General features: G+C 62.2%; 21 protein-coding genes. 8 read left to right on the top strand and 13 right to left on the bottom strand.

The window, feature by feature from the left end; genetic code table 11:
- Positions 1 to 24 precede the first annotated feature (24 nt).
- On the top strand, positions 25 to 1047 hold the full coding sequence (locus NE851_RS26675) for an NAD(P)H-binding protein (protein ID WP_127430187.1): 1023 nt from the start codon (positions 25 to 27) through the stop codon (positions 1045 to 1047).
- Here NE851_RS26675 and NE851_RS26670 read toward each other — a convergent pair.
- The 6 genes from NE851_RS26670 to trxB form a co-directional block, all read right to left on the bottom strand.
- Entirely contained in the window at positions 1044 to 1844 is an 801-nt protein-coding gene (locus tag NE851_RS26670; RefSeq protein WP_047611136.1) for an aminoglycoside phosphotransferase family protein, read from the bottom strand. The two genes, NE851_RS26675 and NE851_RS26670, sit on opposite strands and share 4 nt — an antisense overlap.
- Before the next feature lie 78 nt (positions 1845 to 1922).
- A complete protein-coding gene (locus NE851_RS26665; protein WP_047611133.1) occupies positions 1923 to 3047 on the bottom strand; it encodes an alkene reductase in 1125 nt (374 codons plus the stop codon).
- 25 nt (positions 3048 to 3072) lie between these two features.
- Positions 3073 to 4239 carry an MFS transporter gene (locus NE851_RS26660; RefSeq protein ID WP_254958895.1) on the bottom strand — a complete coding sequence of 389 codons (1167 nt, stop codon included), beginning with the start codon at positions 4237 to 4239 and terminating at the stop codon, positions 3073 to 3075.
- A 1-nt stretch (position 4240) separates the two neighbouring features.
- Positions 4241 to 4534, bottom strand: coding sequence for an ArsR/SmtB family transcription factor (locus NE851_RS26655; RefSeq protein ID WP_028758410.1), 294 nt, complete (start codon positions 4532 to 4534; stop codon positions 4241 to 4243).
- 553 nt (positions 4535 to 5087) lie between these two features.
- Positions 5088 to 5984 carry a LysR family transcriptional regulator VtlR gene (locus NE851_RS26650; RefSeq protein ID WP_003581089.1) on the bottom strand — a complete coding sequence of 299 codons (897 nt, stop codon included), beginning with the start codon at positions 5982 to 5984 and terminating at the stop codon, positions 5088 to 5090.
- A gap of 22 nt (positions 5985 to 6006) precedes the next feature.
- The gene (gene trxB / locus NE851_RS26645; RefSeq protein WP_028758411.1) at positions 6007 to 6981 is read right to left on the bottom strand and encodes a thioredoxin-disulfide reductase; all 975 of its coding nucleotides are present in this window, start codon (positions 6979 to 6981) and stop codon (positions 6007 to 6009) included.
- 231 nt (positions 6982 to 7212) lie between these two features.
- Here trxB and NE851_RS26640 point away from each other — a divergent pair, with 231 nt between their 5' ends.
- The gene (locus tag NE851_RS26640) at positions 7213 to 7680 is read left to right on the top strand and encodes an Lrp/AsnC family transcriptional regulator (protein ID WP_017994786.1); all 468 of its coding nucleotides are present in this window, start codon (positions 7213 to 7215) and stop codon (positions 7678 to 7680) included.
- 21 nt (positions 7681 to 7701) lie between these two features.
- Here the strand turns inward: NE851_RS26640 and NE851_RS26635 are convergent, their stop codons facing one another.
- Both NE851_RS26635 and NE851_RS26630 read right to left on the bottom strand, forming a co-directional pair.
- Positions 7702 to 9048, bottom strand: coding sequence for a sigma-54-dependent transcriptional regulator (locus tag NE851_RS26635; protein WP_183903200.1), 1347 nt, complete (start codon positions 9046 to 9048; stop codon positions 7702 to 7704).
- Between the two features lie 4 nt (positions 9049 to 9052).
- Positions 9053 to 10921, bottom strand: a complete 1869-nt coding sequence (locus tag NE851_RS26630) for an ATP-binding protein (RefSeq protein WP_047611122.1) — start codon at positions 10919 to 10921, stop codon at positions 9053 to 9055.
- A gap of 225 nt (positions 10922 to 11146) precedes the next feature.
- Between NE851_RS26630 and NE851_RS26625 the strand changes: the two genes are divergently transcribed.
- Positions 11147 to 12481, top strand: coding sequence for a dicarboxylate/amino acid:cation symporter (locus NE851_RS26625; RefSeq protein ID WP_047611120.1), 1335 nt, complete (start codon positions 11147 to 11149; stop codon positions 12479 to 12481).
- A 73-nt stretch (positions 12482 to 12554) separates the two neighbouring features.
- Here NE851_RS26625 and NE851_RS26620 read toward each other — a convergent pair whose 3' ends face one another.
- Both NE851_RS26620 and greA read right to left on the bottom strand, forming a co-directional pair.
- Positions 12555 to 13613: a glycosyltransferase family 4 protein gene (locus NE851_RS26620; protein WP_082849685.1), complete on the bottom strand. Its 1059-nt coding sequence runs from the start codon at positions 13611 to 13613 to the stop codon at positions 12555 to 12557.
- 27 nt (positions 13614 to 13640) lie between these two features.
- Positions 13641 to 14117 carry a transcription elongation factor GreA gene (gene greA / locus NE851_RS26615; RefSeq protein ID WP_017965278.1) on the bottom strand — a complete coding sequence of 159 codons (477 nt, stop codon included), beginning with the start codon at positions 14115 to 14117 and terminating at the stop codon, positions 13641 to 13643.
- A 270-nt stretch (positions 14118 to 14387) separates the two neighbouring features.
- On the opposite strand from greA, the gene NE851_RS26610 reads away from it, so the two are divergent.
- Both NE851_RS26610 and NE851_RS26605 read left to right on the top strand, forming a co-directional pair.
- Complete coding sequence (locus tag NE851_RS26610; protein ID WP_254962450.1) at positions 14388 to 15620, top strand: putative DNA modification/repair radical SAM protein; 1233 nt, start codon at positions 14388 to 14390, stop codon at positions 15618 to 15620.
- Complete coding sequence (locus NE851_RS26605) at positions 15620 to 17074, top strand: UdgX family uracil-DNA binding protein (protein ID WP_254958870.1); 1455 nt, start codon at positions 15620 to 15622, stop codon at positions 17072 to 17074. Before NE851_RS26610 ends, NE851_RS26605 begins: the two co-directional genes overlap by 1 nt.
- Positions 17075 to 17134: 60 nt before the next feature.
- Here NE851_RS26605 and carB read toward each other — a convergent pair whose 3' ends face one another.
- Positions 17135 to 20623 carry a carbamoyl-phosphate synthase large subunit gene (gene carB, locus NE851_RS26600; RefSeq protein ID WP_047614239.1) on the bottom strand — a complete coding sequence of 1163 codons (3489 nt, stop codon included), beginning with the start codon at positions 20621 to 20623 and terminating at the stop codon, positions 17135 to 17137.
- A gap of 273 nt (positions 20624 to 20896) precedes the next feature.
- Entirely contained in the window at positions 20897 to 21673 is a 777-nt protein-coding gene (locus tag NE851_RS26595) for a LytTR family DNA-binding domain-containing protein (RefSeq protein ID WP_254958867.1), read from the bottom strand.
- A 47-nt stretch (positions 21674 to 21720) separates the two neighbouring features.
- On the opposite strand from NE851_RS26595, the gene NE851_RS26590 reads away from it, so the two are divergent.
- Both NE851_RS26590 and ypfJ read left to right on the top strand, forming a co-directional pair.
- Entirely contained in the window at positions 21721 to 22251 is a 531-nt protein-coding gene (locus tag NE851_RS26590; protein ID WP_127430195.1) for a DUF2306 domain-containing protein, read from the top strand.
- Between the two features lie 78 nt (positions 22252 to 22329).
- Entirely contained in the window at positions 22330 to 23250 is a 921-nt protein-coding gene (gene ypfJ / locus NE851_RS26585) for a KPN_02809 family neutral zinc metallopeptidase (RefSeq protein ID WP_028759077.1), read from the top strand.
- 58 nt (positions 23251 to 23308) lie between these two features.
- Here ypfJ and NE851_RS26580 read toward each other — a convergent pair whose 3' ends face one another.
- Positions 23309 to 24304 carry an aldo/keto reductase gene (locus tag NE851_RS26580; protein ID WP_127430196.1) on the bottom strand — a complete coding sequence of 332 codons (996 nt, stop codon included), beginning with the start codon at positions 24302 to 24304 and terminating at the stop codon, positions 23309 to 23311.
- Between the two features lie 410 nt (positions 24305 to 24714).
- Between NE851_RS26580 and NE851_RS26575 the strand changes: the two genes are divergently transcribed.
- Entirely contained in the window at positions 24715 to 25959 is a 1245-nt protein-coding gene (locus tag NE851_RS26575; RefSeq protein ID WP_063474554.1) for a TCR/Tet family MFS transporter, read from the top strand.
- Positions 25960 to 26055 lie beyond the last annotated feature (96 nt).

Here is a 26055-nt window from a genome sequence, read left to right as displayed (position 1 = left end):
ATCCAACCGAAGGAGATGAGTGTCATGAACAGCGAAATGCAGATGACGGCCCTCGTCCTCGGCGCGACCGGCGGTATCGGCGGCGCGGTTGCCCGCAAGCTGCTTGGGCGCGGCTGGCGCATCCGGGCGCTCAACCGTGATGCAGCCAAGGCGTCGAGGCGCGAGCCGGCTTTCGAATGGCTGCAGGGCGATGCGATGAATGCCGGTGACGTGCTGAGGGCGGCTGAAGGCGTCGGCCTGATCGTCCACGCCGTCAATCCGCCCGGCTACCGCGACTGGGAAAAGCTGGTGCTGCCGATGCTCGACAATACAATCGCCGCCGCCCGCGCCGTCGGCGCGCGCATTGTGCTGCCGGGCAACGTCTATAATTTCGGCCCCGATGCCTTGCCGGCGCCGACGGAGGAAAGCCCGCAGCATCCGGTGACGAAGAAAGGGGCGATCCGCGTCGACATGGAGAAGCGGCTGAAGGCCGCCTCGCAGTCCGGTGCCGGCGTCATCATCGTCAGGGCGGGGGATTTCTTCGGTCCGGGCACGACTGGTAACAGCTGGTTTTCGTCTGGCCTCGTAACCCCCGGTAAGCCGGTCGGCACGATCAGGAATCCCGCACGGCGCGGCATCGGCCATCAATGGGCCTATCTGCCCGACATGGCGGAAACCATCGCCCAGCTCGTCGAGCGGGCCGATCGGCTGCCGCCTTTCGCCGTCTATCATATGGAGGGCTTCTGGGATGCGGACGGCATGCAGATGGCCGAAGCGATCAAGCGCGTCGCCGGCGGCAAGGCGAAGATCGCCGGCTTTCCCTGGTGGATCGTGCCGCTGGCAGCACCCTTCGTTCCTGTGATGCGGGAGATCAAGGAGATGCGTTATCTCTGGAAGGTGCCGGCGCGGATGCGGAACACCAGGCTCACGGCCGAGCTCGGAAGGGAGCCGCAGACGCCGATCGACGAGGCCGTCAGGGCTTCGCTCGCGGCGCTTGGCTGCCTGCCTGAACCGCATCGCGACATGACGACCGCCTTTATCGGGCATTCGCCTGAAAAGATGCGTTAGGTCCGAAGTTCGGCCAGCGCAATCCGGGCGACCGTCAGGGCTTTTTCTGCCTGCTCGATGTTCGGATCGCCGAGGAACCAGGCGGCGGAAAGGCCGGAATAGGCAGATATCCATTGCAGCAGCCGTTTCGGCTCGAGCCCAGCCGCTGCTGAGACGACTGCGAGCTGGCGGCGGAAGCGAGCCGGATCGGTGATCGTTGGCAATTCCTCATTGGCGAAGATGTTGGCGAAATCGAAGCCGCGTTCGCCGTGGAGCCGCTTCGGATCGATCGCCAGCCAGCCGCGCGACTCGAAATCGAGGATATTGCCGTGGTGGATGTCGCCGTGAAGGATGGCGACGTCACGCGGATCGGCAAGGAGGGCGTTGGCGATCGCCGAACAATCGGCAAGCGTGCCGCCATGCTTGGCTGCTGCCGGCTCCAGATCGCGGAACCAGCGGGTGAGGGGCACGGGATCGGGAAGCAGTTTTTCGCGCGGCGCATGCAGCCGTGCCGCTGTCTGACAGAGAATGCGGCTTGCCTCGTCGTCCTCACCATTCATCGCCATGGCAAGCAGCGAGCGTTTCCCCATCGCCCTTTCCAGCAGCACGGCGTCGTCCTCACGGGCGAAGACATAGGCTGCGCCGTCACCATCCCACCATTGCATCAGCAGTGCGCCATATCGCTCGTCGATATCGGCAGCCACTTTCAACATGGCGGGCCCATCCTGCCAGAGGACCGGCAGCAACAGGCTCGAATGGGTGATGATCGGCTCGCCGTCTTGTATGAGCGACCAGCGATGGAGATAAGAATCGAACATGGCGACACGCTACAAAGATGCATCGAAAATGGAAATCCCGCCTTTCGGCGGGATTTCGCGGTTTGCATTGCAAAAGGCTCAGGCGACTTTTTCGAGGATAGGATAGTCGATATAGCCCTTGCCGGTGCCGCCGTAGAAGGTCGACTGGTCGGGCGTGTTGAGCGGCAGATGGTGTTCCAGGCGCTCGACGAGGTCGGGATTGGCAATGAAGGGCTTGCCGAAGGCGACGAGATCGGCGCGGCCGCTTTCGACGGTGTCGATCGCCAGATCACGGTCGTAGCCGTTGTTGACCATCCAGTCGGCCTTGCCGCCGGCCCTTTCGTAAGCTTGGCGCAGCGCCTTGTATTCGAAGGAGGGATTATCGCCCTGCTTGTAGTCACGGTCGCCGCCGGTCTGGCCTTCGATGACATGGAGATAGGCGAGGTCGTATTTGGCCAGGCCTTCGACGATGTGTGTAAAGGTCGCCTGCGGATTGGAATCGTAGCTTTCGCCGGACGGCGTCACCGGCGAGATACGGATCGCGGTGCGGCCGGCGCCGATTTCCTTGACCACGGCATCGACGACTTCGAAGGTCAGGCGGGCACGGTTTTCGATCGAGCCGCCATATGCATCGCTACGGTCGTTGACGCCGTCGCGGATGAACTGGTCGAGCAGGTAGCCGTTGGCGCCGTGGATCTCGACACCATCGAAGCCGGCGTCGATCGCGGCCCGGGCGGCCTTGCGGTAATCCTCGATAATGCCGGGAATTTCGGCGGTTTCAAGCGCGCGCGGCTCGGAGGTGTCGGCGAAGCTGCCGGTGCCGTCGGCATTGACCAGATAGGTCTTGGCCTTGGCGACGCGGTTGGTCGAGGAAACCGGCTTGCCGTCGTTCGGCTGCAGCGTCGTGTGCGAGATGCGTCCGACATGCCACATCTGCACGACGATCTTGCCGCCAGCAGCATGGACCGCGTCGGTGACGCGCTTCCAGCCGTCGAGAGCCTCCTTGGTATAGAGACCCGGCACATTGGCATAACCCTGGCCTTGATGTGTGATGGCTGTCGCTTCGGTGATGATCAGGCCGGCGCTGGCGCGCTGGCGGTAATATTCGACGTTGAGGTCGTTGGGGATTGCGCCCGGCGAGCGGTTGCGGGTCAGCGGCGCCATGACGATGCGGTTCTTGACGGGGATGTCGCCGACTTTCGTGGGTTCGAAAAGCTTGGCCATGATGGTCCTTTCTTTTGCGGGAGGATCACTCGGCAGGAGCGAGGGCGGCTCGGCCCCTGGCGGAGAGATAGGTGAGCACCGTCGCGCCGAGGCCGATTAGGGCCATCAAGGCTGCGGCGAGTGGAACGCGGGTGAGATCGAAGCCCGCGTCGATGACCAGGCCGCCGACCCAGGCGCCGAGCGCATTGCCGGTGTTGAAGGCGCCGATGTTGATCGTCGAAACAAGATTCGGGGCGTCCTTGCCGAAGCCGACGACGCCGACCTGAAGCGCCGGCACGGCGGCAAAGCTTGCCAGTGCCCAAAGGAAGAGGGTGATTTCGGCCGGGATGAAGAAGCGGCTCGTATAGCTGAAGGCGATCGAGGTGATGGCGATCGCGGCAAAGACGCCGGCAAGCGTCGCGCCGAGCCGCCAGTCGGCAAGCTTGCCGCCGACGAGGTTGCCGACGGTCAGCCCGAGGCCGATCAGGAACAGCGTCCAGGTGACGCCTTCGGGCGACACGCCGGTGACGTCGCGCAGCAGCGGCGCGATATAGGTGAAGAGGGCGAACATCGAGGCGGCGAAGAAGACGGTGGTGGAGAGCGCCAGCCACAGGCCGCCATTCCGGAGTGCCGCGATCTCGCGCAGGATGCTGCCGTTTTCCTGCTGCTTGTCCCTCGGCAAAATGGCGATCAGGCCTGATATAGTGACGATGCCGATGACGGTGACGACACCGAAGGTGGCGCGCCAGCTATAGGCCTGGCCGATCGCGGTGCCGAGCGGCACGCCGAGAACATTGGCAAGCGTCAGGCCGGTGAACATCAGCGCGACGGCGCGAGCCTTGCGGTCTTCGGCGACCAGTCCGGCGGCGACGACCGAGCCGATGCCGAAGAAGGCGCCGTGGCAAAGCGCGGTCACGATGCGGGCGATCATCAGCACCCAGTAGCCGCTCGCCAGAGCGCACAGCAGGTTGCCGGCGATGAAGAAGGCCATCAGCGCAATCAGGGCGGTGCGGCGCTTCAGCTTCGCAGTCGAAACGGCCATCACGGGTGCGCCGATCGCGACCGCCAGCGCATAACCGGTTACCAGCCATCCGGCCTGCGGGATCGTCACCGACAGATCGGCGGCGACCTCAGGCAGCAAACCCATGATGACGAATTCGGTGGTGCCTATCGCAAACGAGCTCAAGGCGAGAACGAGGAGGGCGAGGGGCATTCTAAAGGTCCTGCGTCAGTTGCTTGAGAAAAGCGGCGATCGTTTCTTCGTTTCGCTTGTAGAAGATCCACTGGCCGACGCGTTTGGTGGTGACGAGGCCGGCGCGATGCAGCGTCCCGAGATGAGCCGAGACCGTCGACTGCGACAGGCCGCAGCGCTCGAACTGACTGGCGCAGACACCCATTTCGAAAGGGTGCTCCTGCGAGGGGAAATGTTGCTCGGGGTTTTTCAGCCAGTTCAGAATGTCCATCCGGGCGGGATGAGCGAGTGCCTTGATAATCTCGTCTTTGTCCATCGTCGTTCGCCGAACTATAAATCGTGTTTGACCGATATATTGATCGTCGCAACTCGATATGCAAATCACGGAGGCGTGAGGTGGCGGCTTTTAGTGGGTGCGCAATTTTTGGGCAAAAAAAGAGGGCCACCGGAAAACCAGGGCCCTTGTAATTGTGAAGGTCAAAAACCTCCAGAGGGGAACAGCTAATGCGGTGGTACTGGGAGAGAAACCACAAGATGCATCAGCTGAGATGGATATGGTGCTTCCTTGAGCAGGTTTCAATGCTTTTTTGTGCATGTCTGCTATGCGCCGCACAATTTTTTTGCGGTGCGGCATTTCCCTGGGCAAGCAAGGCAAAAAAAGAGGGCCACTGGAAAACCAGGGCCCTTATAAGTGTGAAGGTCAAAAACCTCCAGAGGGGAACAGCTAATGCGGTGGAACTGGGAGGAAAAGCCACCATGTGCATCAGCTATGTGCGATATGGTGGTTTAATGGGCAAACGGCAACCCTCATTTGTGCATGCCAGTCATGCGCCTTCTGCATAGTATGCAAAACGTCGACAAAATCGGGCTTAAAAGTTCCAGTTTCTAGCCTTGCTGACGATGAAATCGCGGAAGGCCTTCAGCTTGGCGGCGTTCTTGATTTCATCGGGATAGCAGAAATACGTATCGAAGGAGGGGACGTCGGCATTGATCGCCAGCTGAATCAGGCCGGGGTCGCGACCGACGATGTAATCCGGCAGGCAGGCGACGCCGATGCCGAGCAGGGCGGCTCGCTTGATCGAGGTCTGGCTGTTGATCTGCAGATGCGGGATGCGCTTGTTGTCGGACGAGCGGCCAGCGACCTCCAGCCAGTTGACGTCGAGCAGGTAGCTCGGCGCCGGCTCGCCGAAGGTGATGATGCGGTGATTGTCGAGATCCTCGATCTTCTGCGGCTCGCCATGGCGGTTGATATAGGACGGAGCCGCATAGACGTGCATGTGCACGGTGAAGAGCTTGCGCTGGATGAGGTCGGATTGCTGCGGCTGGCGCAGGCGAATCGCGCAGTCGGCATGGCGCATGTTCACATCCACTTCCTCGTTGTCGAGGATCAGCTGGATCTGCACATCGGGATAGAGCTGCAGGAATTCCTGGATCTTGTCGGTCAGCCAGCCCTGGCCGAGACCGACCGTCGTCGTGACGCGCAGCTTGCCGGACGGCGTCTCGGTCGTCTCGGTGAGCTGCATCTTGACGGTTTCGAGCTTCAGCAGCACGTCGTGGGCGGTGCGATAAAGCAGTTCGCCCTGCTCCGTCAGAATCAGGCCGCGCGCATGGCGGTGAAACAGCTTGGTGCCGACATCCTGCTCCAGCGCGCTTACCTGGCGGCTGATGGCGGATTGGGACAGATGCAGTTTATCCGCCGCATGCGTGAACGAACCCGCCTCGGCAGCTGCGTGGAAAATACGCAGCTTGTCCCAATCCAATGGCATTCCCCCACCCCTCATGCCGATCTTACTCCGCGGCCACGGCGACGGGCATGTGGCCCGTCAGATATCGCTCGGCTTCCAGTGCTGCCATGCAGCCCAGGCCGGCGGCGGTGATCGCCTGGCGGAACGTGTCGTCGGTCACGTCGCCCGCAGCATACACCCCCTCCAGGCTGGTCGCGGTCGAATCCGGTGCGGTCCAGAGATAGCCATTGTCCTTCAGCTTCAGTTTGTCCTTGAAGAGCTCGGTTGCCGGCGCGTGGCCGATGGCGACGAAGACGCCGTCGATCGTAACCTCGGTGATCGCCCCGGTACGCGTGTCGCGCAGGCGGGCGCCGGATACGGATTGCGGCATCGGCGGCTTGGCCGGCGTGCCGGTGATCTCTGCCACTTCGGTGTTCCACAGCACCTTGACATTGTCCTTGGAGAACAGACGCTCCTGCAGGATCTTCTCGGCCCGGAAGAAATCGCGGCGGTGCACTACGGTGACCGACTTGGCGATGTTGGAGAGATAGAGCGCCTCTTCGACGGCGCTGTTGCCGCCGCCGACAACGATCACATCCTTGTTGCGATAGAAGAAGCCGTCGCAGGTGGCGCAAGCCGAAACGCCGAATCCCTGGAAATGCTGTTCGCTCTCGATGCCGAGCCATTTGGCCTTGGCGCCGGTGGCGATGATCAGTGTATCCGCGGTCCAGACCTGGCCGCTGTCGGTGCGGGCGACGAAGGGACGCTGGTTCATGTCGACTTCGGTCACGAGATCGTTGACGATCTCGGCGCCGACATGTTTTGCCTGCTGCAGCATCTGTTCCATCAGCCAGGGACCCTGGATCGGATCGGCAAAGCCCGGATAATTCTCGACATCGGTGGTGATCATCAGCTGGCCGCCCTGTTCGAGACCGGCGATCAAAACCGGTTTCAGCATGGCGCGCGCGGCATAGACCGCGGCAGTATAGCCTGCGGGTCCGGAACCGATGATGAGCACCTTGGTATGGCGGGCGGGCATGTCATTTCCTTTCGACTGGCAGGAGGGCGGCGGCTAAGTGGTGATTGCGGCCGTTTCGCGGTCCATGGGCCATTTATGAACGTCCAATGCTTTTATTCAAGGGCAGCCTTGCGTTACCAACAAGGCAAATCGCCAGGATGTGCAAGAATCCGTCATCGGCGTGAAACATTCTTGCGTATTCCGCCGCTTTATATAGAAGCTCCCCGCGGAGAATTAAAGAAAGGCAATGATGTGGGTCGCGCCGAACTCGACGTCATCGACATAAAGATACTCCGGGAGCTGCAGGCCGACGGCCGCATGACCAATGTGGAGCTCGCCGATCGCGTCGGCATCTCGGCGCCGCCCTGCCTGCGCCGGGTGCGCAAGCTCGAGGAAGCCGGCATCATCGAGGGCTATCACGCGATGCTGAACAGCCCGAAGCTCGGCTTCGACCTCGTCGCTTTCTGCATGGTTGGCCTCAAGCACCAGTCGGAAGGCAATCTCAAGGCTTTTGCCGCCGCCACCACCGAATGGCCGCTGGTGCGCCAGGCGTGGATGGTCTCCGGCGACAGCGATTTCCTGCTGCATTGCGTGGCGGAGAACCTCACCCGCTTCCAGGATTTCGTCATCGAGGTGCTGACGGCGAACGAACATGTCGATACCGTGCGCACCATGCTGACGATCCGGCAGGTGAAGAAGCTGGGACTGGTGGAAGTCTAGACTCCCAATTGCTCCCGTCCATTACTTGCGCGAGATATAGCCGCCCCGGTTGATGCCGTGGCGCTGGAGCTTGTCGTAGAACGTCTTTCTCGGAATACCGAGCGCTTCGATGGTGCGGCGCACGTCGCCGTCATTGGCCGACAGCGTGTCGCGGATGATCTCCGCCTCGTAGCGTTCCAGTCGTTCGGGAAGCGTGGCGCCCGCCGGCTGCGCAGGGACCACTGCCGCTCCACCGCCTTCCACACCAAGCACCACGCGTTCGGCATAATGCGAGAGTTCGCGGACATTGCCGGGCCATGTATGCGAGGCGAGATGCTGCCGCACACCGGGCGAAAGCGGCGGGACCTCGCGGCGAAACCGCTCCGCGGCACGGGCGGCGAAATGGGAGAACAGCAGCGGAATATCGTCGCGGCGTTCTCGCAGCGGCGGAATGGAGATCGTCACCACATTCAGCCTGTAATAGAGATCCTCGCGAAAATCGCCGCGCACCGAGGGATCCCCGAGGTCGATCTTGGCAGCCGCGACAACGCGAAGATCGACCGGGCGCACCTCGTTGGTGCCGAGCGGCGTGATCTCGCGCATCTCCAGCACTCGCAGCATCTTGACCTGCGTGGCGGCCGGCATGCTCTCGATCTCGTCGAGGAAAAGCGTGCCGCCGCTTGCATGTTCGATGCGGCCCGTGCGGCGCTTCTGAGCGCCGGTAAAGGCGCCGGCTTCGTGGCCGAACAGTTCGCTTTCGATGACGGTTTCGGGCAGAGCGCCACAGTTGAGCGCCACGAAATTGCCCTTCCGGCGGTGGCTCCACTGATGCAGGATCTGGGCAACCACTTCCTTGCCGCTGCCCGTTTCGCCGGCGACCAGCACGTCCACATCGGTATCGGCGATATGGCGAAGAATGTTTCTCAAGTTTTCCATGACAGGCGTCTGGCCGATCAGCGGCAAGTTCTCCTGCGCATCCTCGGCTGCTTTGCGCAGCATGCGGTTCTCCAGAACAAGCCGCCGCTTCTCGCTGGCGCGACGCACGCTTTGGACGAGCCGATCGGCCGCGAAGGGTTTGGCGATGAAATCATAGGCGCCGTCCTGGATCGCCTGAACGGCCATCGGAATATCGCCGTGGCCGGTCATCAGGATCACCGGCAGGTCGGCATCCATGCCCTGCAGCGTGGCGAAGAGTTGCAGTCCATCGATCTCCGGCATGCGGATATCGGTGACGACGGGGCCGGCGAAGTCGGCCGGCAGGTCCGCCAATGCGGCTTTCGCCCCGTCATAGGCGGACACGGTGAAACCGGCGAGTTCGAGCGTCTGGGCGGTGGCGCGGCGCAAATCCTTGTCGTCGTCGATCAGCGCAACGGGGCTCAGTGTGTCCATGAGCTCAAGCCTTCCTCAGATGAACGATGAAGCGGCTTCCCCCGCTGTCGCTGACGACCTCCATCCGGCCGCCGTAATCGCCGACGATATCCTTGGAGATGACCAGCCCGAGACCGAGACCGCTCTCTTTCGAGGTGTTGAACGGGGTGAACAGGCCTTTGCGAATGTCAGGCGGAATGCCGGGGCCGTTGTCGGCGACCGTCACCGTTATCATCTCCGCATCGGCTGACGTTCTGACCTCGACGCGGCCCTCTCCGGCCTTCGGCGCCACCGCCTCCAGGGCATTCTGAAGCAAGTTGATCAGCACCTGTTCGAGACGGATCCGGTTTCCCATCACCTGCAGCTCAGGCGGCGGCAAGTCGATGTCGAGCAAATCCATTCGCCCGGCAAACCGGCTGCGCAACAGCATCACAGCACCCTCGATGACGTCCTTCAATCCTGTCGGTTCGGCGCTGCCTCGGCCTTTGCGGGCAAAGGTCTTCAGCTCTTCGGTGATCGCACCTATGCGCTCCGTCAGCGCCGCAATGCTTTCGAGATTTTCGCCGGCTGGCGCCGCCTGGCCGCGATCGAGGAAGGTGCGGGCATTGTCTGCATAGGCACGGATGGTCGCCACCGGCTGATTGATCTCATGAGCGACGCCGGCCGCCACCTGGCCCAGGATGGCCAGCCGGTTGGCCTGCACCAGATCCTGCTGCACCGCCTGCAGCTTCTGCTCTGTGCTCTTATGGCCGATGATTTCGGCCTGCAGCCGGTCCCGCGCCTGGCTGAGATCCAGCGTCCGCTCGACTACCCGCCGTTCCAGTTCCTCCCGCGCCTGCTGTTCTCTGGATATCCGCAGGGTGATCGCATGCCGGCGGCGCAACAGGAAGGCTGCTGCGGCCAACAGCGGCAAGAGGATGAGCAAGGCCAGCATGCGGGCTTCGCGAATTCCCGCATCGACGGACGGCCCGAGCGTCACGAGATGCTGCAGCTGCCATCCGGTGGCCGGAACCGGCATCCCGACATCGAGAAACCTGGTTTTTCCGGCATCGCCGGGCATGACGATCTCAACGACGTCAAGGCCGTCCCCGAGGTTCCTGATAAGATCGAGCGGCAGGGGCTGAAGCGGCGCAGCGCCGAATTGAAGGCTTTCGCGGATCGCAGTCAGCCGGTCTTCGGCGATCCGGCCGATCGTCATGAACCGCCATGATGGAAGACTGGTGATGAGGACGATGCCGCGCTCGTCAACGACATAGGACGGGGTGCCCGAGGCATTCCAATCCGCCTCGACGTCGTCGAATTCGACCTTGACCACGACGACACCCAGCAGGCCATTGCTGCCCGAAATCCGCTGGGAGATATAGAGGCCCGGCTTCTTGCTGACCGTGCCAAGTGCGAAGTGCTCGGCCTGTCCTCGTTCGACTGCCCCTTGGAAATACTCGCGGAAGCGGTAGTCATTGCCGACGAAGCTCGTCGGTTCGCGCCAGTTGCTGGCCGAAACCGCCATGCCGTCCTTGTCGATGACATAGATGACGGCGGCCTTCGTGCCCGCCGCCAAATTTTCCAGCTTCTGACTGAGCCGCTCGAACGCGCCGGCATCCTTTCCGGCCAGCGCCGCGGCGAGTGCTGCGTCCTGCGACAGAACGAAGGGAAGCGCCCGGTATTTTTCGAGAACCGTGCGCAGCAAAGCCGCATTCAGTCTCGCATCCATGCGGGCCTGTTCCTCAAGGGCGGCCTCCGCCCGGTGCCGGCCGATCTCGCCGCCAGCCCAGAGGCTTGCGACGACGGCGAGGAGGGCGAACACGGCATAGGTCCACCACATCCGGTGGATGCGGTGCTGCAGGGGCAGGGAAGGCCACAATTTCGGCGACACGGACATGGCGGATTTGTGCATTTTTCTGCACGAAACGCAAATGGATTTGTGCGGATTTCCGCATTGCTTAATTAGCTGTCAGCAGCCCCGTAAATTTTTCATTAATAAATTCAATCTGTTGGTTGGTCGGCGTGAAACTGGCACGGTGATTGCGAAGGAGATGGCAACAACGGCTGAGCTGTTGGACTTGAAGCGAACGGCTCGGGAGGCCGGAGTTCGTTCCGGGCGAGCCATTAGGAGGACATCATGATCGCAGCACCACTCGATGCAGTCGCAGGCAGCAAGGGCAAGAAGCCCTTTTATAGCCATCTTTACGTTCAGGTTCTCGTGGCCATTGCTGCGGGTATCCTTCTCGGCCATTTCTACCCCGAACTCGGCACCCAGCTGAAGCCGCTCGGCGATGCCTTCATCAAGCTCGTCAAGATGATCATCGCCCCGGTCATCTTCCTGACCGTCGCGACCGGCATTGCCGGCATGAGCGATCTGCAGAAGGTTGGCCGTGTCGCCGGCAAGGCGATGCTGTACTTCCTGACCTTCTCGACATTGGCGCTCATCATCGGCCTGATCGTCGCCAACGTCGTCCAGCCTGGCGCCGGCATGAACATCGATCCGGCCTCGCTGGATCCGGCCGCCGTCGCCACCTTTGCCGCCAAGGCGCATGAGCAGAGCATCGTCGGCTTCCTCACCAATATCATCCCGACGACGATTGTCGGCGCCTTTGCCGATGGCGATATTCTGCAGGTCCTGTTCTTCTCGGTGCTCTTCGGCATCGCGCTCGCCATGGTCGGCGAAAAGGGCGAGCAGGTCGTCAATTTCCTGAATTCCCTGACGGCTCCCGTCTTCAAGCTCGTCGCCATCCTCATGAAGGCTGCCCCGATCGGCGCCTTCGGCGCCATGGCATTCACCATCGGCAAGTACGGCGTCGGATCGATCGCCAACCTCGCCATGCTGATCGGCACCTTCTACGTCACCTCTCTGCTCTTCGTCTTCATCGTTCTCGGCGCCGTCGCCCGCTACAACGGCTTCTCGATCGTGGCGCTGTTGCGCTACATCAAGGAAGAGCTGCTGCTGGTTCTCGGCACCTCGTCTTCGGAGGCGGCGCTTCCGGGCCTGATGAACAAGATGGAAAAGGCCGGCTGCAAGCGCTCGGTCGTCGGCCTCGTCATCCCCACAGGCTATTCCTTCAATCTCGACGGCACCAACATCTACATGACGCTGGCTGCACTCTTCATTGCCCAGGCAACCGGCATCCATCTCTCCTGGGGTGACCAGATCCTGCTGCTCCTGGTGGCGATGCTGAGCTCCAAGGGTGCCGCAGGCATCACCGGCGCCGGCTTCATCACCCTGGCAGCGACGCTCTCCGTCGTCCCCTCCGTACCGGTCGCCGGCATGGCGCTCATCCTCGGCATCGATCGTTTCATGTCGGAATGCCGGGCGCTGACCAACCTTGTCGGCAATGCGGTTGCAACGATCGTCGTGGCACGCTGGGAAAATGAGCTGGATACGGCGCAGCTGGCCGCGGCGCTGGACGGCCAGACAAGCGAGGACGCTCCGGCTGCCGGGCTCCAGCCGGCCGAGTAATCGGCCAGGACGTTCACAGTCTTGAAAATCCTGCAGCGGCCCGTTCTTCAGCGGGCCGTTTCTCTTTTCTGCTTCAGCCGCGGTTGTCGCCGAGCAGGCTGTTGTAAACGGCGGCGATCGCGCCTGCTTCCTTCTCCAGCGCGAAATTCGCCCTGACATGCCGCAGCGCATTTTCGCCATGCGCAATCGCCAAGGCGGGATCGGTGATATAGGGCGCGATTGCCCGCGTCAGCGCCTCGCCATCGCCGGCGGCAACGACCGAACCCGTCTCGCCCTCAACGATGAGCTCGGCGTAGGCGCCCGCATCCGATGCCACCACCGCGGTGCGCGAAGCCATGGCTTCAAGCGGCGTCAGGCCGAAGCCCTCGTTGCGGGAGGGCGCGACGTAAAGCGTCAGGCGGCGATACCAGATCTTGATATCGGGCACTTCGCCGAGAAAGAGGATACGGTCGCTAAGCCCGGCGGCGGCGACATCGGCCTTGAGCTTGTCACCGAATGCCGCATGCTCCGCCGTCACGCGGCCGGAGACGATCGCTGTCCATTCCGGATTCTGCGGCAGCAGTTCGATCATCGCTTTGACGAAAAGATCGGTGCCCTTCTGGTGGCGCACGCGGCCGAAACAGCCGATAAGATGGCGTCCGGGCAGGCCGGTGGCGGCGATGCCGTCCTCTGCCGTTTCCGGCGGATGAAAGAGGGCAAGGTCGACGCCGTGCTGGATGACCGTGTGCGGCACCTCGAGGAACGAGCCGGAACGGTCGCTGGTCGCGATGACGGCGTCCATGCGGCGGATCAGCCATTTCGTATAGGCGGTGTGGCGGCGTTGGGCAGCCGAGGTGAAGAGCAGCTTCAGCGGCATGCGCATGAGATGGCGAAGCAGGATGCCGACGGCCATCTCGTTGTTGCGGCGCGCGTGCCAGACACGCTGGCGCCGGCGTGCCGGCGGGCGCCAGAGGCCAAGAAGCTGGCGCCACCTCAGTTTCGGCAGGCCTTCCGGCAGGCCGGGGCCAAGGGTTGCGATCTTTATGCCGAGCCGGATCTGGCAGGGAATGAGCTGAACAATGGTCGACGTGACGCCGGAGAGCCGGCGCTTGAAATTGGGCGCGATGATCTCGACGTCACGCATATCGGGCAAGGGATAGGTCTCGCGGCTGGCGGGCGATCAGCCCCAGGAAACCTGGAGGATTTCGTAGGCCTTGGAGCCGCCCGGCGCATTGACCTCGATGGAGTCGCCGACTTCCTTGCCGATCAGCGCACGGGCGATCGGCGAAGAGATGGAGATGCGGCCGGCCTTGACGTCGGCTTCCTGGTCGCCAACGATCTGATAAGTCTTTTCTTCCTCGGTGTCCTCGTCGACGAGCTTCACCTTGGCGCCGAACTTGATCTTGTCGCCCGACATCTTCGTGAGGTCGATGACCTCGGCACGCGCCGTCAGGTCTTCCAGTTCGCTGATGCGGCCTTCATTATGGCTCTGGGCTTCCTTGGCGGCGTGATATTCGGCGTTTTCGGAAAGGTCGCCATGAGCACGGGCTTCGGCGATCGCCTCGATGATTCGGGGGCGCTCCTCCTGCTGACGCCAGCGCAGCTCTTCCTGCAGCTTGACGAAACCACCCTGTGTCATCGGTACCTTTTCAACCATTTTTCTGTCCTTCACTCCTTGTATCCGCTCGTCCGTGCTTTTCGAGCAATCAGCCGCAGACACAAAAGAAAACAGGTCCCGAAGGGGAGCTTCGGAACCGTGCCACAATCCTAGTTAAGTGCTTATAGCAGATCGCCAAGGCCGATTTCCAGAAAATTCGCATAAACGAAACGCAACCCACCGCGGCATCCGGTGGCGCGCCTGAAAGATGGGCAAAGGTGACGTCGCTCCCATTGACTTTGCATATAAGAACATATAGTGAACATACTAATGAAGAAGTCGCTAACAGAACGCTTGGCCATCCTTTCCGATGCTGCGAAATATGACGCTTCCTGCGCTTCCAGCGGCACGGTGAAACGTGATTCTCACGCAAGCGGCGGCCTCGGTTCGACCGAGGGATCCGGCATTTGTCATGCCTATGCGCCGGATGGACGGTGCATTTCGCTGCTGAAAATACTGCTGACCAATTTCTGCATCTACGACTGCGCCTATTGCGTCAATCGCTCGTCGAGCAATGTCGAACGGGCGCGCTTTACGCCTGAAGAGGTCATCTGGCTGACACTGGAATTCTATCGCCGCAATTATATCGAGGGCCTGTTTCTTTCTTCCGGCATCATTCGTTCGTCCGATTACACGATGGAACAGATGGTTCGCGTCGTCCGCGAACTGCGTGTGACGCATAATTTTCGCGGCTATATCCATCTGAAGTCGATCCCTGAAGCATCACCGCATCTGATCGAGGAGGCGGGGCTTCATGCCGACAGGCTGTCCCTCAATATCGAGTTGCCAACGGATAGCGGCATTACCCGTTTCGCGCCGGAAAAGAAGCCCGCCAATATAAGGCGATCGATGGGGGATCTGAGGCTGAAGATCGAGGCCGCCGGCGAGCCGACGCTGCGGACGAAGAAGCGTCAGCGTTTTGTGCCGGCCGGTCAGAGCACGCAGATGATCGTCGGCGCCGATGGCGCCAACGACGCGACGATCCTTGCCACCAGCGGCCGGCTTTACAGCAGCTATGGCCTGAAGCGCGTCTATTATTCCGCCTTCAGCCCGATCCCGGATTCGTCGAAAAACCTGCCGCTGATCAAGCCGCCGCTGATGCGTGAACACCGGCTTTATCAGGCCGACTGGCTCTACCGATTCTACGGTTTCGGCATCGATGAGATCACCGCGAACCAGGCGGGAGGCATGCTCGATCTCACCCTCGACCCGAAACTTGCCTGGGCGCTCGCCAACAGGGCCGAATTTCCTGTCGATATCAACAAAGCCGAGCGCGAGCGGTTGCTGTGCGTGCCCGGTCTCGGCACCAAGACCGTCAAAGCGATCGTTTCGGCTCGCCGTTTTCGCCGCCTGCGGATCGACGATCTCCAGCGGCTCGGCATTTCGATCAAGAAGGTCCAGTCCTTTATTTCAGCGGAAGGCTGGTCGCCGCGCCGTCTGATCGACCGCCCCGACCTTCGCGCCATGTTCGAGCCGCAACCTGAACAATTGTCGTTGCTGTGATGCGCCGGGTCGTGCTGGCAGGACGCGGGGATCTTGCCGAATGGCGTGATGCCGCGCGGGCCTTTGCTGCCGCCGGCATATCGCCTGAAGAGATCGATTGGCGCGAAAAAGATGAAGAGGCCGATCTCGCTTTTCAGCGCGACGCCATGCCGCCGGCGCCGATCATGGCACGCAAGCCGATGATAGTGCCGACCGCCTTCATCGATCTTGCCGAGACCGTTCTCTGCCATTCCGATCCGGTGCGGTTTTCCCTGCTTTACCGGTTGCTCTGGCGGCTGCAGCTGGACCGGCAGCTGCTCGAAGTGGCCTCCGACGAGGACGTTGTCCGTGCCAGGCTGATGGCGAAAAACGTTCGACGCGACGCGCACAAGATGACGGCTTTCGTCCGCTTCAAGGAAGTGGGTGCGGTATCGGCAGACCGTCGGAAATTCCTCGCCTGGTTCGAGCCGGACCACCATATCGTCAGGCGCACAGCGCCCTTCTTCCAACGACGCTTCACCGACATGGACTGGCTGATCGCCACGCCCAAAGGGTCAGCCGCCTGGGACGGCGAGCGGCTGATGCTAAACGACGCGCCGTGTGAAAAGCCCAATCTCACCGATACCACCGATGAACTATGGCGCACCTATTACGCCAGTATCTTCAACCCAGCGCGATTGAAGCTGAAGGCGATGCAGTCGGAGATGCCGAAAAAATACTGGAAGAACCTGCCGGAAGCCGATCTCATCCCCGGGCTGATCGCCTCGGCGGAGAGCAAGGTGCGGGCCATGGCCGCACGGGAGGCGACGCAGTCACTGCCCTTCCACGATCGCTTGCAGGAGGCCGCGCGCGATATTCCTGTCGTGCCCGAAGCGCCGGCGGGCACGCTGGAAGCGCTGCGCGCGGACGCTGCCGTCTGTACCCGCTGTCCGCTGCATGCGACGGCGACGCAAACCGTATTCGGGGAGGGGCCACGCGATGCCGAGGTGATGTTCGTCGGCGAGCAGCCAGGCGACCAGGAGGATATATCAGGGCGTCCCTTCGTCGGTCCGGCCGGCCGGCTGCTGGATCAGGTGATCGCAGAAGCGGGGATCGACCGCTCGCGGCTCTATGTCACCAATGCCGTCAAGCATTTCAAATATGAGCCGCGCGGCAAGCGTCGTATCCACCAGAAGCCCAATATGGGCGAGGTGAACCATTGCCGCTGGTGGCTCGATCTGGAGATGGCGCTGGTCAAACCGAAGCTCATCGTTGCCATGGGAGCGACGGCGCTGGCGGCGCTGACCGATGCGAAGCAGCGGTTGCAGGATGTCAGGGGGAAAGCCATTGCGATCGACGACAGGCGAACGCTCTTCGTGACGGTGCATCCTTCCTACCTGCTGCGTATTCCCGACGAGCGGCTGAAAGCCGAGGAGCTGGCGCGGTTTCGCGAAGATATGGCGAAAATCCAGCGGCTTATGGCAGCGGCTGGATAAATCGATTCCGGAGCTTCGAGGTGTGCATCACCGCTCATCGAGCGGTGATGCTGCCCTATCTCAGGCGAAGTAGCTCTGCAGCGGCCGCACTTCGAGATTGCCGGCCTTCAGCGCCTTGATCGCCTGAGCGGCGGCCTCGGCACCTGCCATCGTCGTATAATAGGGCACCTTCTGCATCAGCGTTGCACGGCGCAGCGACTTGGAGTCCGAGATCGCCTTGTTGCCGTCGGTGGTGTTGATGACAAGCTGGACCTGCCGGTTGCGGATTGCGTCCTCGATGTGCGGACGGCCTTCCAGCACCTTGTTGATCTTGGTGGCGGTGATGCCGTTTTCGCCGAGGAAGCGGGCGGTGCCGCCGGTCGCCAGCACCTTGAAGCCCTGCTCGACAAGGATGCGGATCGCCGGCAGCACGCGCGGCTTGTCCTCGTCGCGCACTGAGACGAAGACCGTCCCGTCACGCGGCAGCTCTACGCCGGCGCCGAGCTGCGACTTGGCGAAGGCAAGGGCGAAATCGGTGTCGAGGCCGATGACTTCGCCGGTCGAGCGCATTTCCGGGCCGAGCAGGGTGTCGACGCCGGGGAAACGAGCGAAGGGGAAGACGGCTTCCTTGACGGCGATGTGCTTCAGCTTGCGCGGATCGGGCTTTTCGCCGTAGGCGGCGAAGGTCGCGTCGAGTTTCTCGCCGGCCATGACGCGGGCGGCGATCTTGGCGATCGGCGCGCCGATGGTCTTGGCGACGAAGGGCACGGTACGCGAGGCGCGCGGATTGACCTCGAGAACGTAGACGATGCCGTCCTTGATGGCGAACTGGACGTTCATCAGGCCGCCGACATTGAGCGCCTTGGCCATCGCCTTGGCTTGGCGCTCCAGCTCGTCGATCAGTTCGACGGGCAGCGAGCGCGGCGGCAGCGAGCAGGCGCTGTCGCCGGAATGGATGCCGGCTTCCTCGATATGCTCCATAATACCGGCGACATAGACGTCGGTGCCGTCGGAGAGGCAGTCGACGTCGACTTCGATCGCATGAGAGAGATAGCTGTCGAAGAGCAGCGGGTTCTTGCCGAGCAGGGTGTTGATCTGGCCGGTCTTGTCGTTGGGATAGCGCTGCTTGATATCTTCAGGCACCAGTTCCGGAACCGTGTCGAGCAAGTAGCTCTGCAACTGGCCCTCAGAATGCAGGATCTGCATGGCGCGGCCGCCGAGCACGTAGGACGGGCGCACGACCAGCGGGAAGCCGATTTCGGCGGCGACCAGGCGGGCCTGCTCGACCGAATAGGCGATGCCGTTGTTCGGCTGGTTGAGATCGAGCTTCATCAGGAGCTTCTGGAAGCGGTCGCGGTCTTCGGCAAGGTCGATCATGTCAGGCGCGGTGCCGAGGATCGGAATGCCGTTCTTTTCCAGCGCCTCGGCAAGCTTCAGCGGCGTCTGGCCGCCGAACTGGACGATGACGCCGACGACTTCGCCCTTTTCCTGCTCGGCGCGCAGGATCTCGATCACATCTTCGGCGGTCAGCGGCTCGAAATAGAGGCGGTCCGACGTGTCGTAGTCGGTCGAGACGGTTTCGGGATTGCAGTTGATCATGATCGCTTCATAACCGGCATCCTTCAGCGCGAAGGCGGCATGGCAGCAGCAATAGTCGAACTCGATGCCCTGGCCGATGCGGTTCGGGCCACCGCCGAGAATGACGACCTTCTTGCGGTCGGAGACTTCGGCCTCCGAGCGGGCGGCGCCGGCGAAGGGCGTCTCGTAGGTCGAATACATATAGGCAGTCGGCGAAGCGAATTCGGCGGCACAGGTATCGATGCGCTTGAAGACCGGCCGGACGTTCAGGCCGTTGCGCAGTTCGGCGACTTCCTTCGGGCGTTTGCCGGTCAGCGTCGCCAGGCGGGCGTCGGAGAAGCCCATGGCCTTCAGCATGCGCAGGTTGGTGGCATCCTCCGGCAGGCCGTGCTCGCGGATGCGGGCTTCCATGTCGACGATGTTCTTGAGCTCAGCGAGGAACCACGGGTCGATCTTGCAGCCTTCATGCACCTCTTCGATGCTGAGGCCCTGGCGCAGCGCCTGGGCAACCATGCGCAGGCGGTCCGGCGTCGGCGTGCCGATGGCGGCGCGGATGGCGTTCTGACTGGATTCACCTTCCTCGAAATCAGGAATCTCGATTTCGTCGAGGCCGGTCAGGCCGGTTTCGAGACCGCGCAGCGCCTTCTGCAACGATTCGGCGAAGGTGCGGCCGATCGCCATGACTTCGCCGACCGACTTCATCGCCGTGGTCAGCACCGGCGAAGCGCCGGGGAATTTCTCGAAGGCGAAACGCGGGATCTTGGTGACGACGTAGTCGATCGACGGTTCGAAGGAGGCAGGCGTTGCGCCGCCGGTGATGTCGTTTTCCAGTTCGTCAAGCGTATAACCGATCGCGAGCTTGGCGGCGATCTTGGCGATCGGGAAGCCGGTGGCCTTGGAGGCGAGCGCCGACGAGCGCGAGACGCGCGGGTTCATTTCGATGACGACGAGACGGCCGTCCTTCGGATTGACGGCGAACTGGACGTTCGAGCCGCCGGTTTCGACGCCGATCTCGCGCAGCACCGCAATCGAGGCGTTGCGCATGATCTGGTATTCCTTGTCGGTCAGCGTCAGCGCCGGCGCGACGGTGATCGAATCGCCGGTATGGACGCCCATCGGATCGATGTTTTCGATCGAGCAGATGATGATGCAGTTGTCCGCCTTGTCGCGGACGACCTCCATTTCATATTCCTTCCAGCCAAGCACCGATTCCTCGACCAGCACTTCGGTGGTCGGCGAGGCGTCGAGGCCGCCGCCGACGATCTCGAAGAATTCCGAGCGGTTGTAGGCGATGCCGCCGCCGGTGCCGCCGAGCGTGAAGGAGGGGCGGATGATGGCGGGCAGGCCGACATGATCGATGGCCTGGGCGGCGATCGCCATGGCATGGCTCATGTAACGCTGCTTGCGGTCGCTCTCGCCGAGGTTCCACTGGTTTTCCAGTTCGTCCAGCGCCTTGTCGAGCTCGGATCCGGACAGGCTTTCGCGCAGCTTGTTGCGCTCGGCCTCGTGCGTCTTGCGGTCGAGGTCCTTGATGTCGGTGGCGTTGGCCAGCATCGAACGCGGCGTTTCCAGGCCGATACGGGCCATCGCCTCGCGAAACAGCGCGCGGTCTTCGGCCATGTCGATAGCGGCGGGCTTGGCGCCGATCATCTCGACATTGTAGCGATCGAGCACGCCCATGCGCTTCAGCGAAAGCGCGGTGTTCAGCGCCGTCTGGCCGCCCATGGTCGGCAGCAGCGCATCCGGGCGCTCCTTGGCAATGATCTTGGCGACGACCTCGGGGGTAATCGGTTCGACATAGGTGGCGTCGGCAAGGCCCGGATCGGTCATGATCGTCGCCGGGTTGGAGTTGACGAGGATGACGCGGTAGCCTTCCTCCTTCAGCGCCTTGCAGGCCTGGGTGCCGGAATAGTCGAACTCGCAAGCCTGGCCAATGACGATCGGTCCCGCGCCGATGATGAGGATCGATTTGATGTCTTGGCGCTTCGGCATGGGCGATATCCATTTCTAGCTGCGCAAAAAGCCGGCCAGGGTGGGAGATCACCGGGTCGGGTCGCGCATTGAGGGTCTTTTCAGGCTAGAAGCGGCTTATAGGCAAATGTATTTGCAAACGGAACCCCATAAATCGCGGAATCGACAGGAATCCAACACGGCGCGAACGGCTATTTAGCGTCCGGCCCGACGAGCAGCCGGAATCCCTAGCCTTGCTTCGGGACGAGCGAAAGCGGGAGTCCCGCCAAGGGCCTGCGGCGCCGTGCGTCTTCTTTAGGTGAAGCGGCGGCGCACGTCCTCGGCATAACTGCGGCTGACCGGGATTTGCGTGCCGTCACGGGTGAGGATCAGCAGCCTGCCATTGTCGCGTTTCAGGCTTTCGATATGGGCGTCGGCCACCCAATGCGAGCGATGGACACGAAGACCAGGCGTCGCGGCGGTTTCCTTCAGCGCGTCGGCGAAACGCAGGAGCAGCAGTTCGCGCCCGCGGCTGGTCACCACCTCGGTATAGTGATCCTGGACGGAAAGGCGCAGCAGAGGGCCACGATTGTCAGGCTTCAGCCGATCGAGGATCGAGAGGCGGGGGCTGGTTTCCTCAGGAACTGCGGCTTCGGCGATTTTCTGGCTCATCGCCATGTAAGTCAGAAGGCAGAAAAGAGCGCAGAGAGGGATGGCGAAGAGCGCGCGGTAGAGGCCGCTTTCCAGCGTCGTCGCTTCACCGGTGAAGGCGTAGTCGACGAGGCCGATGGCAAAACCGATCGGCAGGGCGGCTATGAGCGAACCGGCCATCATGCGGGCAAACATCGAAGCGACCACCTCCCGCAACAGTCTTTCGGCGATGACCGCGCAGAGAATGGCGATCGCCCAGGCAAGGGCATGCAGGGTCAGCCAGTAGGCGAGGCGTTCGCCGAAGGCCATGCTTTCCATCGTGCCGTAGGGGCCGGTGACGGCAAAGAGCAGGACGATCGCGGCAAAGGTTCCCCAGAAGCGCCGGGAATGGAGAAAGACCTGCAATTCGCGAAGCGTGGATTGCAAGAAGGGGTGAATCACGAAGTTTTCCTGCCGTTCGCGCGGTTCGGATTGAGGCAGATGCAGTCTTGGCGGAAAGACGGATCGAATTCAACCGGATGCCGCCCATGACCCTCGAACCGCTCCTCGACGCCCCGCTTGCCGTCCAGATCCATGTCGCCGCCGTTACGCCGGCAGCACTTCTCGGCGCCTATATCCTGCTGCGCCCCAAAGGCACGCCGCGCCACCGGCTGTTCGGTAGGATCTGGATGGCGCTGATGGTCGTGACGGCGATATCGAGCTTCTTCATTCATGAGCTCGATCTTTTCTACGGGTTCAGCCCGATCCATCTTCTGTCCATCGCAACATTGTTCGGCAGCTGGAATGCGATCGCGGCGGCTCGTCGCGGCGATATCCGTGTTCACAGGCGCATCGTCGCCGGTCTTTATTTCGGCGGCATCGTTCTTGCCGGCCTGTTTACCTTCCTGCCCGGCCGGATCATGCATGCGGTCGTCTTCACCGGCGGGCAATGGCCGGCGGCCCTTGCCGCGGCGGTGATCGGCTCGATCCTGGCTGCAATCGCGCTGCGTCGCCGGCGCGGGCGCCTGATGGCTCGATGAAGCCGCTGGAAATCCGGCCGCTGACGGATATATAGATTCCTTGAGTGCAAGCACGGGGCATTGCCGGGGAGAGCGAAGATGGAATGGAGAGGCCGGCGTCAGTCCGACAATGTCGAGGATCGCCGCGGTGATCCGGGCGGCGGAGGTTTCGGCCGCGGGGGCGGCTTCAATTTTCCGTCCGGCGGTGGCGTTCGCCGCGCCGGCGGCGGCCTCAGTATCGGCACGATCATCTTCCTCGTCGTCATCTATTTCATCTTCAAGATGATGGGCATCGACCTGTTGCAGGTGCTCGACACCGGCGGCGTGACGACCGGCCCCGGCTACGAGCAGAGCCAGTCGGGCGGAACGCGCACGCCTGCCAATGACGAGATGACCGCTTTCATGCGCACCGTTCTTGCCGAGACCGAGGATACCTGGCAGGGCATCTTCCAGGCGCAGGGCCAGAATTACGAGGAGCCGCGCCTCGTGCTGTTCTCGGGTTCGACCGCATCGGCCTGCGGCTCCGCATCATCGGCTACCGGGCCGTTCTACTGCCCTGGCGATCACAAGGTCTATCTCGACACCGAATTCTTCCAGGAGCTTTCCGACCGGTTCGGCGCGTCGGGCGATTTTGCCGAGGCCTATGTCGTTGCCCACGAGGTGGGCCATCATGTGCAGAACCTGCTCGGCATCCTGCCGAAATTCAATCAGGCCCGCCAGCGCATGAGCGAGGAGGAAGCCAACAAGATGTCGGTGCGCGTCGAGTTGCAGGCCGATTGCTTTGCCGGCATCTGGGGCAAATATACCCAGCAGAAGGGCCTCTTGGAGTCCGGCGACCTGGAGGAAGCGCTGAACGCTGCCCAGCAGATCGGCGACGACACGCTGCAGAAACGGTCGCAGGGCTACGTCGTCCCGGAAAGCTTCAACCACGGCACCTCGGCGCAGCGCGTCAAATGGTTCAAGCGCGGTTTCGACAGCGGCCAGCTGTCGGCCTGCGATACGTTTTCCGGGCCGATCTGAGAGGGTGAGAGGTAGAGGCGCGTAGCACGCGCCCACGCAGCCGTTTCAATCCTTTTGCTTACTTCTCGCTGTCCATATCCTGCAGCATATGTTCGGGATAACGCCCACCTGCAGCCGCATCCTTCGGCACGGCGCGTTCGATGGCGGCGAAATCGTCTGGTGACAGGTCGACCGCGCGTGAGCCGAGCGCCTCGCTCAGCCGGTCGCGGCGGCGGGCGCCGATGATCGGGACGATATCCTTGCCCTTGGCGGCGACCCAGGCGATGGCGATCTGGGCGACCGAGACGCTCTTTGCCTCGGCGATCTCGCGCAGCTTCTCCACCAGAGCGAGGTTTTGTTCGATATTGCCTTCCTGGAAGCGCGGGCTGTAGGCACGGAAATCGCCGGCCGTCGCACCCTGGCCCTTCTGCCAGTGGCCGCTGATCAGGCCGCGCGAGAGCACGCCGTAGGCGGTGATCGAGATGCCGAGTTCGCGTGTCGTCGGCAGGATCTTCTCCTCGATGCCGCGCGAGATCAGCGAATATTCGATCTGCAGGTCGATGATCGGGGCAACAGTGGCGGCGCGGCGGATCGTATCGGCACCGACCTCCGACAGGCCGATATGCCTGACGTAACCTGCCTTGACCATGTCGGCGATGGCGCCGACCGTGTCCTCGATCGGCACGTTCGGATCGAGGCGGGCCGGGCGGTAGATGTCGATATAGTCGACACCGAGGCGCTGCAGCGTGTAGCTGAGGAAGTTCTTCACCGCGACCGGGCGGGCATCGATGCCGTTCCAGCCGCCGACGGGATCGCGCAGGCCGCCGAACTTGACGCTGATGACGGCGCTCTCGCGCCTACGGCCTTTCAATGCCTCGCCGATCAGCATTTCATTGTGGCCCATGCCGTAGAAATCGCCGGTGTCGAGCAGGTTGATGCCGGCATCGAGCGCGGCATGGATCGTCGCGATGCTTTCTGCGCGATCCGAGGGACCGTACATGCCCGACATGCCCATGCAGCCGAGACCGATGGCCGAGACATCGGGTCCGGTCTTTCCCAAACGATAAGTCTGCATTTGTCTTCTCCATCAGTTTGCGCCACGCGGCGCAATCGGGTATCCGCGCCGGGGTGTCCTCGATGCCGTTCTACCGCTTTCGCATGCGGGCGATAATCGGGCGGCACAGGACGGGCTGTGCGGCGAAATGCACAATGACCAGTCTTTTTACCGGTGTTCTCTGGTGATCTGGAAGCCGTCGCAGCGATTGCAAGGGAACGTGTCGCCCGGCGATCGGCTGGGCGGCTCTCGATCTCCTGAAGCTGGAACGGCAGCGCGCGCCCTCCGGTTGAGGCATCTCATGAACTTCCCGCCTAGCATTATCAAAAACTTTGAAATGTTCACGGATTGTTTCGGTTTCTTTTCTGAGCTATGTCACTTTCTCGGCGATGAGATCGTCTTTTCAGAACCAACCGCTGTAGAGATGCCTCATGCTGGACCCCAAATTCGTTCGCCGCGGCCTTTTCCTGGTCTTCATCATCCTCTTCCTCGACATTATCGGCATCGCCATCATCATGCCGGTGCTGCCCGCCTATCTGGAGCAGTTGACCGGCGGCAGCGTCAGCGATGCGGCGATCGACGGCGGCTGGCTGATGCTCGTCTATGCCGGTATGCAATTCCTGTTCGCGCCGCTGCTCGGAAACCTGTCCGACCGTTTCGGCCGTCGTCCGATTCTTTTGCTTTCGGTGCTGACCTTTGCGATCGACAATTTCATCTGCGGCATCGCCACCAGTTTCTGGATGCTGTTCGTCGGCCGCGTGCTTGCCGGCATCAGCGGCGGCAGCTTCGCCACCTGCTCGGCCTATATCGCCGATATCAGCACCGAGGAGAACCGGGCGAAGAATTTCGGGCTGATCGGCATTGCGTTCGGCGTCGGCTTCACCATCGGCCCCGTCGTCGGCGGCTTCCTCGGCGAATTCGGCCCGCGTGTGCCGTTCCTCGGCGCGGCCGCGCTATCGCTCATCAATTTCATCGCCGCCTGCTTCCTGCTGCCGGAAACGCTGGCGGCGAAGAACCGCCGCCGGTTCGAATGGAAACGCGCCAATCCGCTCGGCGCGTTGCGCCAGATGCGCCATTATCCCGGCATCGGCTGGGTCAGCCTCGTCATGTTCCTGTTTTTCCTGGCGCATGCCGTCTATCCCTCGGTCTGGTCGTTCGTCTCGACCTATCGTTACGGCTGGAGCGAGGGACAGATCGGCCTGTCGCTCGGCATTTATGGCATCGGCGCGGTGATCGTCATGGGGCTGGTTCTGCCGCGGATCGTGCCGGTACTCGGCGAGTGGAAGACCGCTCTTCTCGGCCTCTGCTTCTCGGCCGTCGGGCTCACCGGCTATGCCTTCGCCTGGGAGGGCTGGGTCGTCTATGTCATCATCGTTGCGACCGTCATGGAAAACGTCGCCGATCCGCCGCTGCGCAGCATCGCCGCCGGCAAGGTGCCGCCCTCGGCGCAAGGCGAGTTGCAAGGCGCGCTGACCAGCCTCAGCAGCATCACCACCATCCTTGGGCCACTGATCTTCACGCAGATGTTCGGTTATTTCACGCGGCCCGAGGCGCCGGTCACCTTCGCCGGGGCACCCTATCTGACCGCTGCCCTGTTCATCCTGGTGGCCGCCGGCGTGTTCCTCATGCGGGTTCGGGTCCGTGAACCGGCCGAGGCACTGGAAGCGGCAGGTTGATCGATCAGAAACGCTGATGCGATGATGAATTTTTCATCATCTGCCTCATCTGGGGTAGTTCTTTGCGGGGCTTTGCTCTAAGTCCGGATGTTATTT

The organism is Rhizobium anhuiense bv. trifolii, assembly GCF_024346605.1.
GTDB lineage: Bacteria > Pseudomonadota > Alphaproteobacteria > Rhizobiales > Rhizobiaceae > Rhizobium > Rhizobium anhuiense.
Note: the sequence above shows the minus strand (reverse complement) of the source record. Positions and strands in the feature narration are given on the sequence as shown.

Coding starts and splice junctions, on each gene's coding strand:
- NE851_RS26675 (WP_127430187.1), top strand. CDS start 25: ATGAACAGCGAAATGCAGATGACGGCCCTCGTCCTCGGCGCGACCGGC.
- NE851_RS26670 (WP_047611136.1), bottom strand. CDS start 1,844: ATGTTCGATTCTTATCTCCATCGCTGGTCGCTCATACAAGACGGCGAG.
- NE851_RS26665 (WP_047611133.1), bottom strand. CDS start 3,047: ATGGCCAAGCTTTTCGAACCCACGAAAGTCGGCGACATCCCCGTCAAG.
- NE851_RS26660 (WP_254958895.1), bottom strand. CDS start 4,239: ATGCCCCTCGCCCTCCTCGTTCTCGCCTTGAGCTCGTTTGCGATAGGC.
- NE851_RS26655 (WP_028758410.1), bottom strand. CDS start 4,534: ATGGACAAAGACGAGATTATCAAGGCACTCGCTCATCCCGCCCGGATG.
- NE851_RS26650 (WP_003581089.1), bottom strand. CDS start 5,984: ATGCCATTGGATTGGGACAAGCTGCGTATTTTCCACGCAGCTGCCGAG.
- trxB (WP_028758411.1), bottom strand. CDS start 6,981: ATGCCCGCCCGCCATACCAAGGTGCTCATCATCGGTTCCGGACCCGCA.
- NE851_RS26635 (WP_183903200.1), bottom strand. CDS start 9,048: ATGGACACACTGAGCCCCGTTGCGCTGATCGACGACGACAAGGATTTG.
- NE851_RS26630 (WP_047611122.1), bottom strand. CDS start 10,921: ATGCACAAATCCGCCATGTCCGTGTCGCCGAAATTGTGGCCTTCCCTG.
- NE851_RS26625 (WP_047611120.1), top strand. CDS start 11,147: ATGATCGCAGCACCACTCGATGCAGTCGCAGGCAGCAAGGGCAAGAAG.
- greA (WP_017965278.1), bottom strand. CDS start 14,117: ATGGTTGAAAAGGTACCGATGACACAGGGTGGTTTCGTCAAGCTGCAG.
- NE851_RS26610 (WP_254962450.1), top strand. CDS start 14,388: ATGAAGAAGTCGCTAACAGAACGCTTGGCCATCCTTTCCGATGCTGCG.
- NE851_RS26605 (WP_254958870.1), top strand. CDS start 15,620: ATGCGCCGGGTCGTGCTGGCAGGACGCGGGGATCTTGCCGAATGGCGT.
- carB (WP_047614239.1), bottom strand. CDS start 20,623: ATGCCGAAGCGCCAAGACATCAAATCGATCCTCATCATCGGCGCGGGA.
- ypfJ (WP_028759077.1), top strand. CDS start 22,330: ATGGAATGGAGAGGCCGGCGTCAGTCCGACAATGTCGAGGATCGCCGC.
- NE851_RS26580 (WP_127430196.1), bottom strand. CDS start 24,304: ATGCAGACTTATCGTTTGGGAAAGACCGGACCCGATGTCTCGGCCATC.
- NE851_RS26575 (WP_063474554.1), top strand. CDS start 24,715: ATGCTGGACCCCAAATTCGTTCGCCGCGGCCTTTTCCTGGTCTTCATC.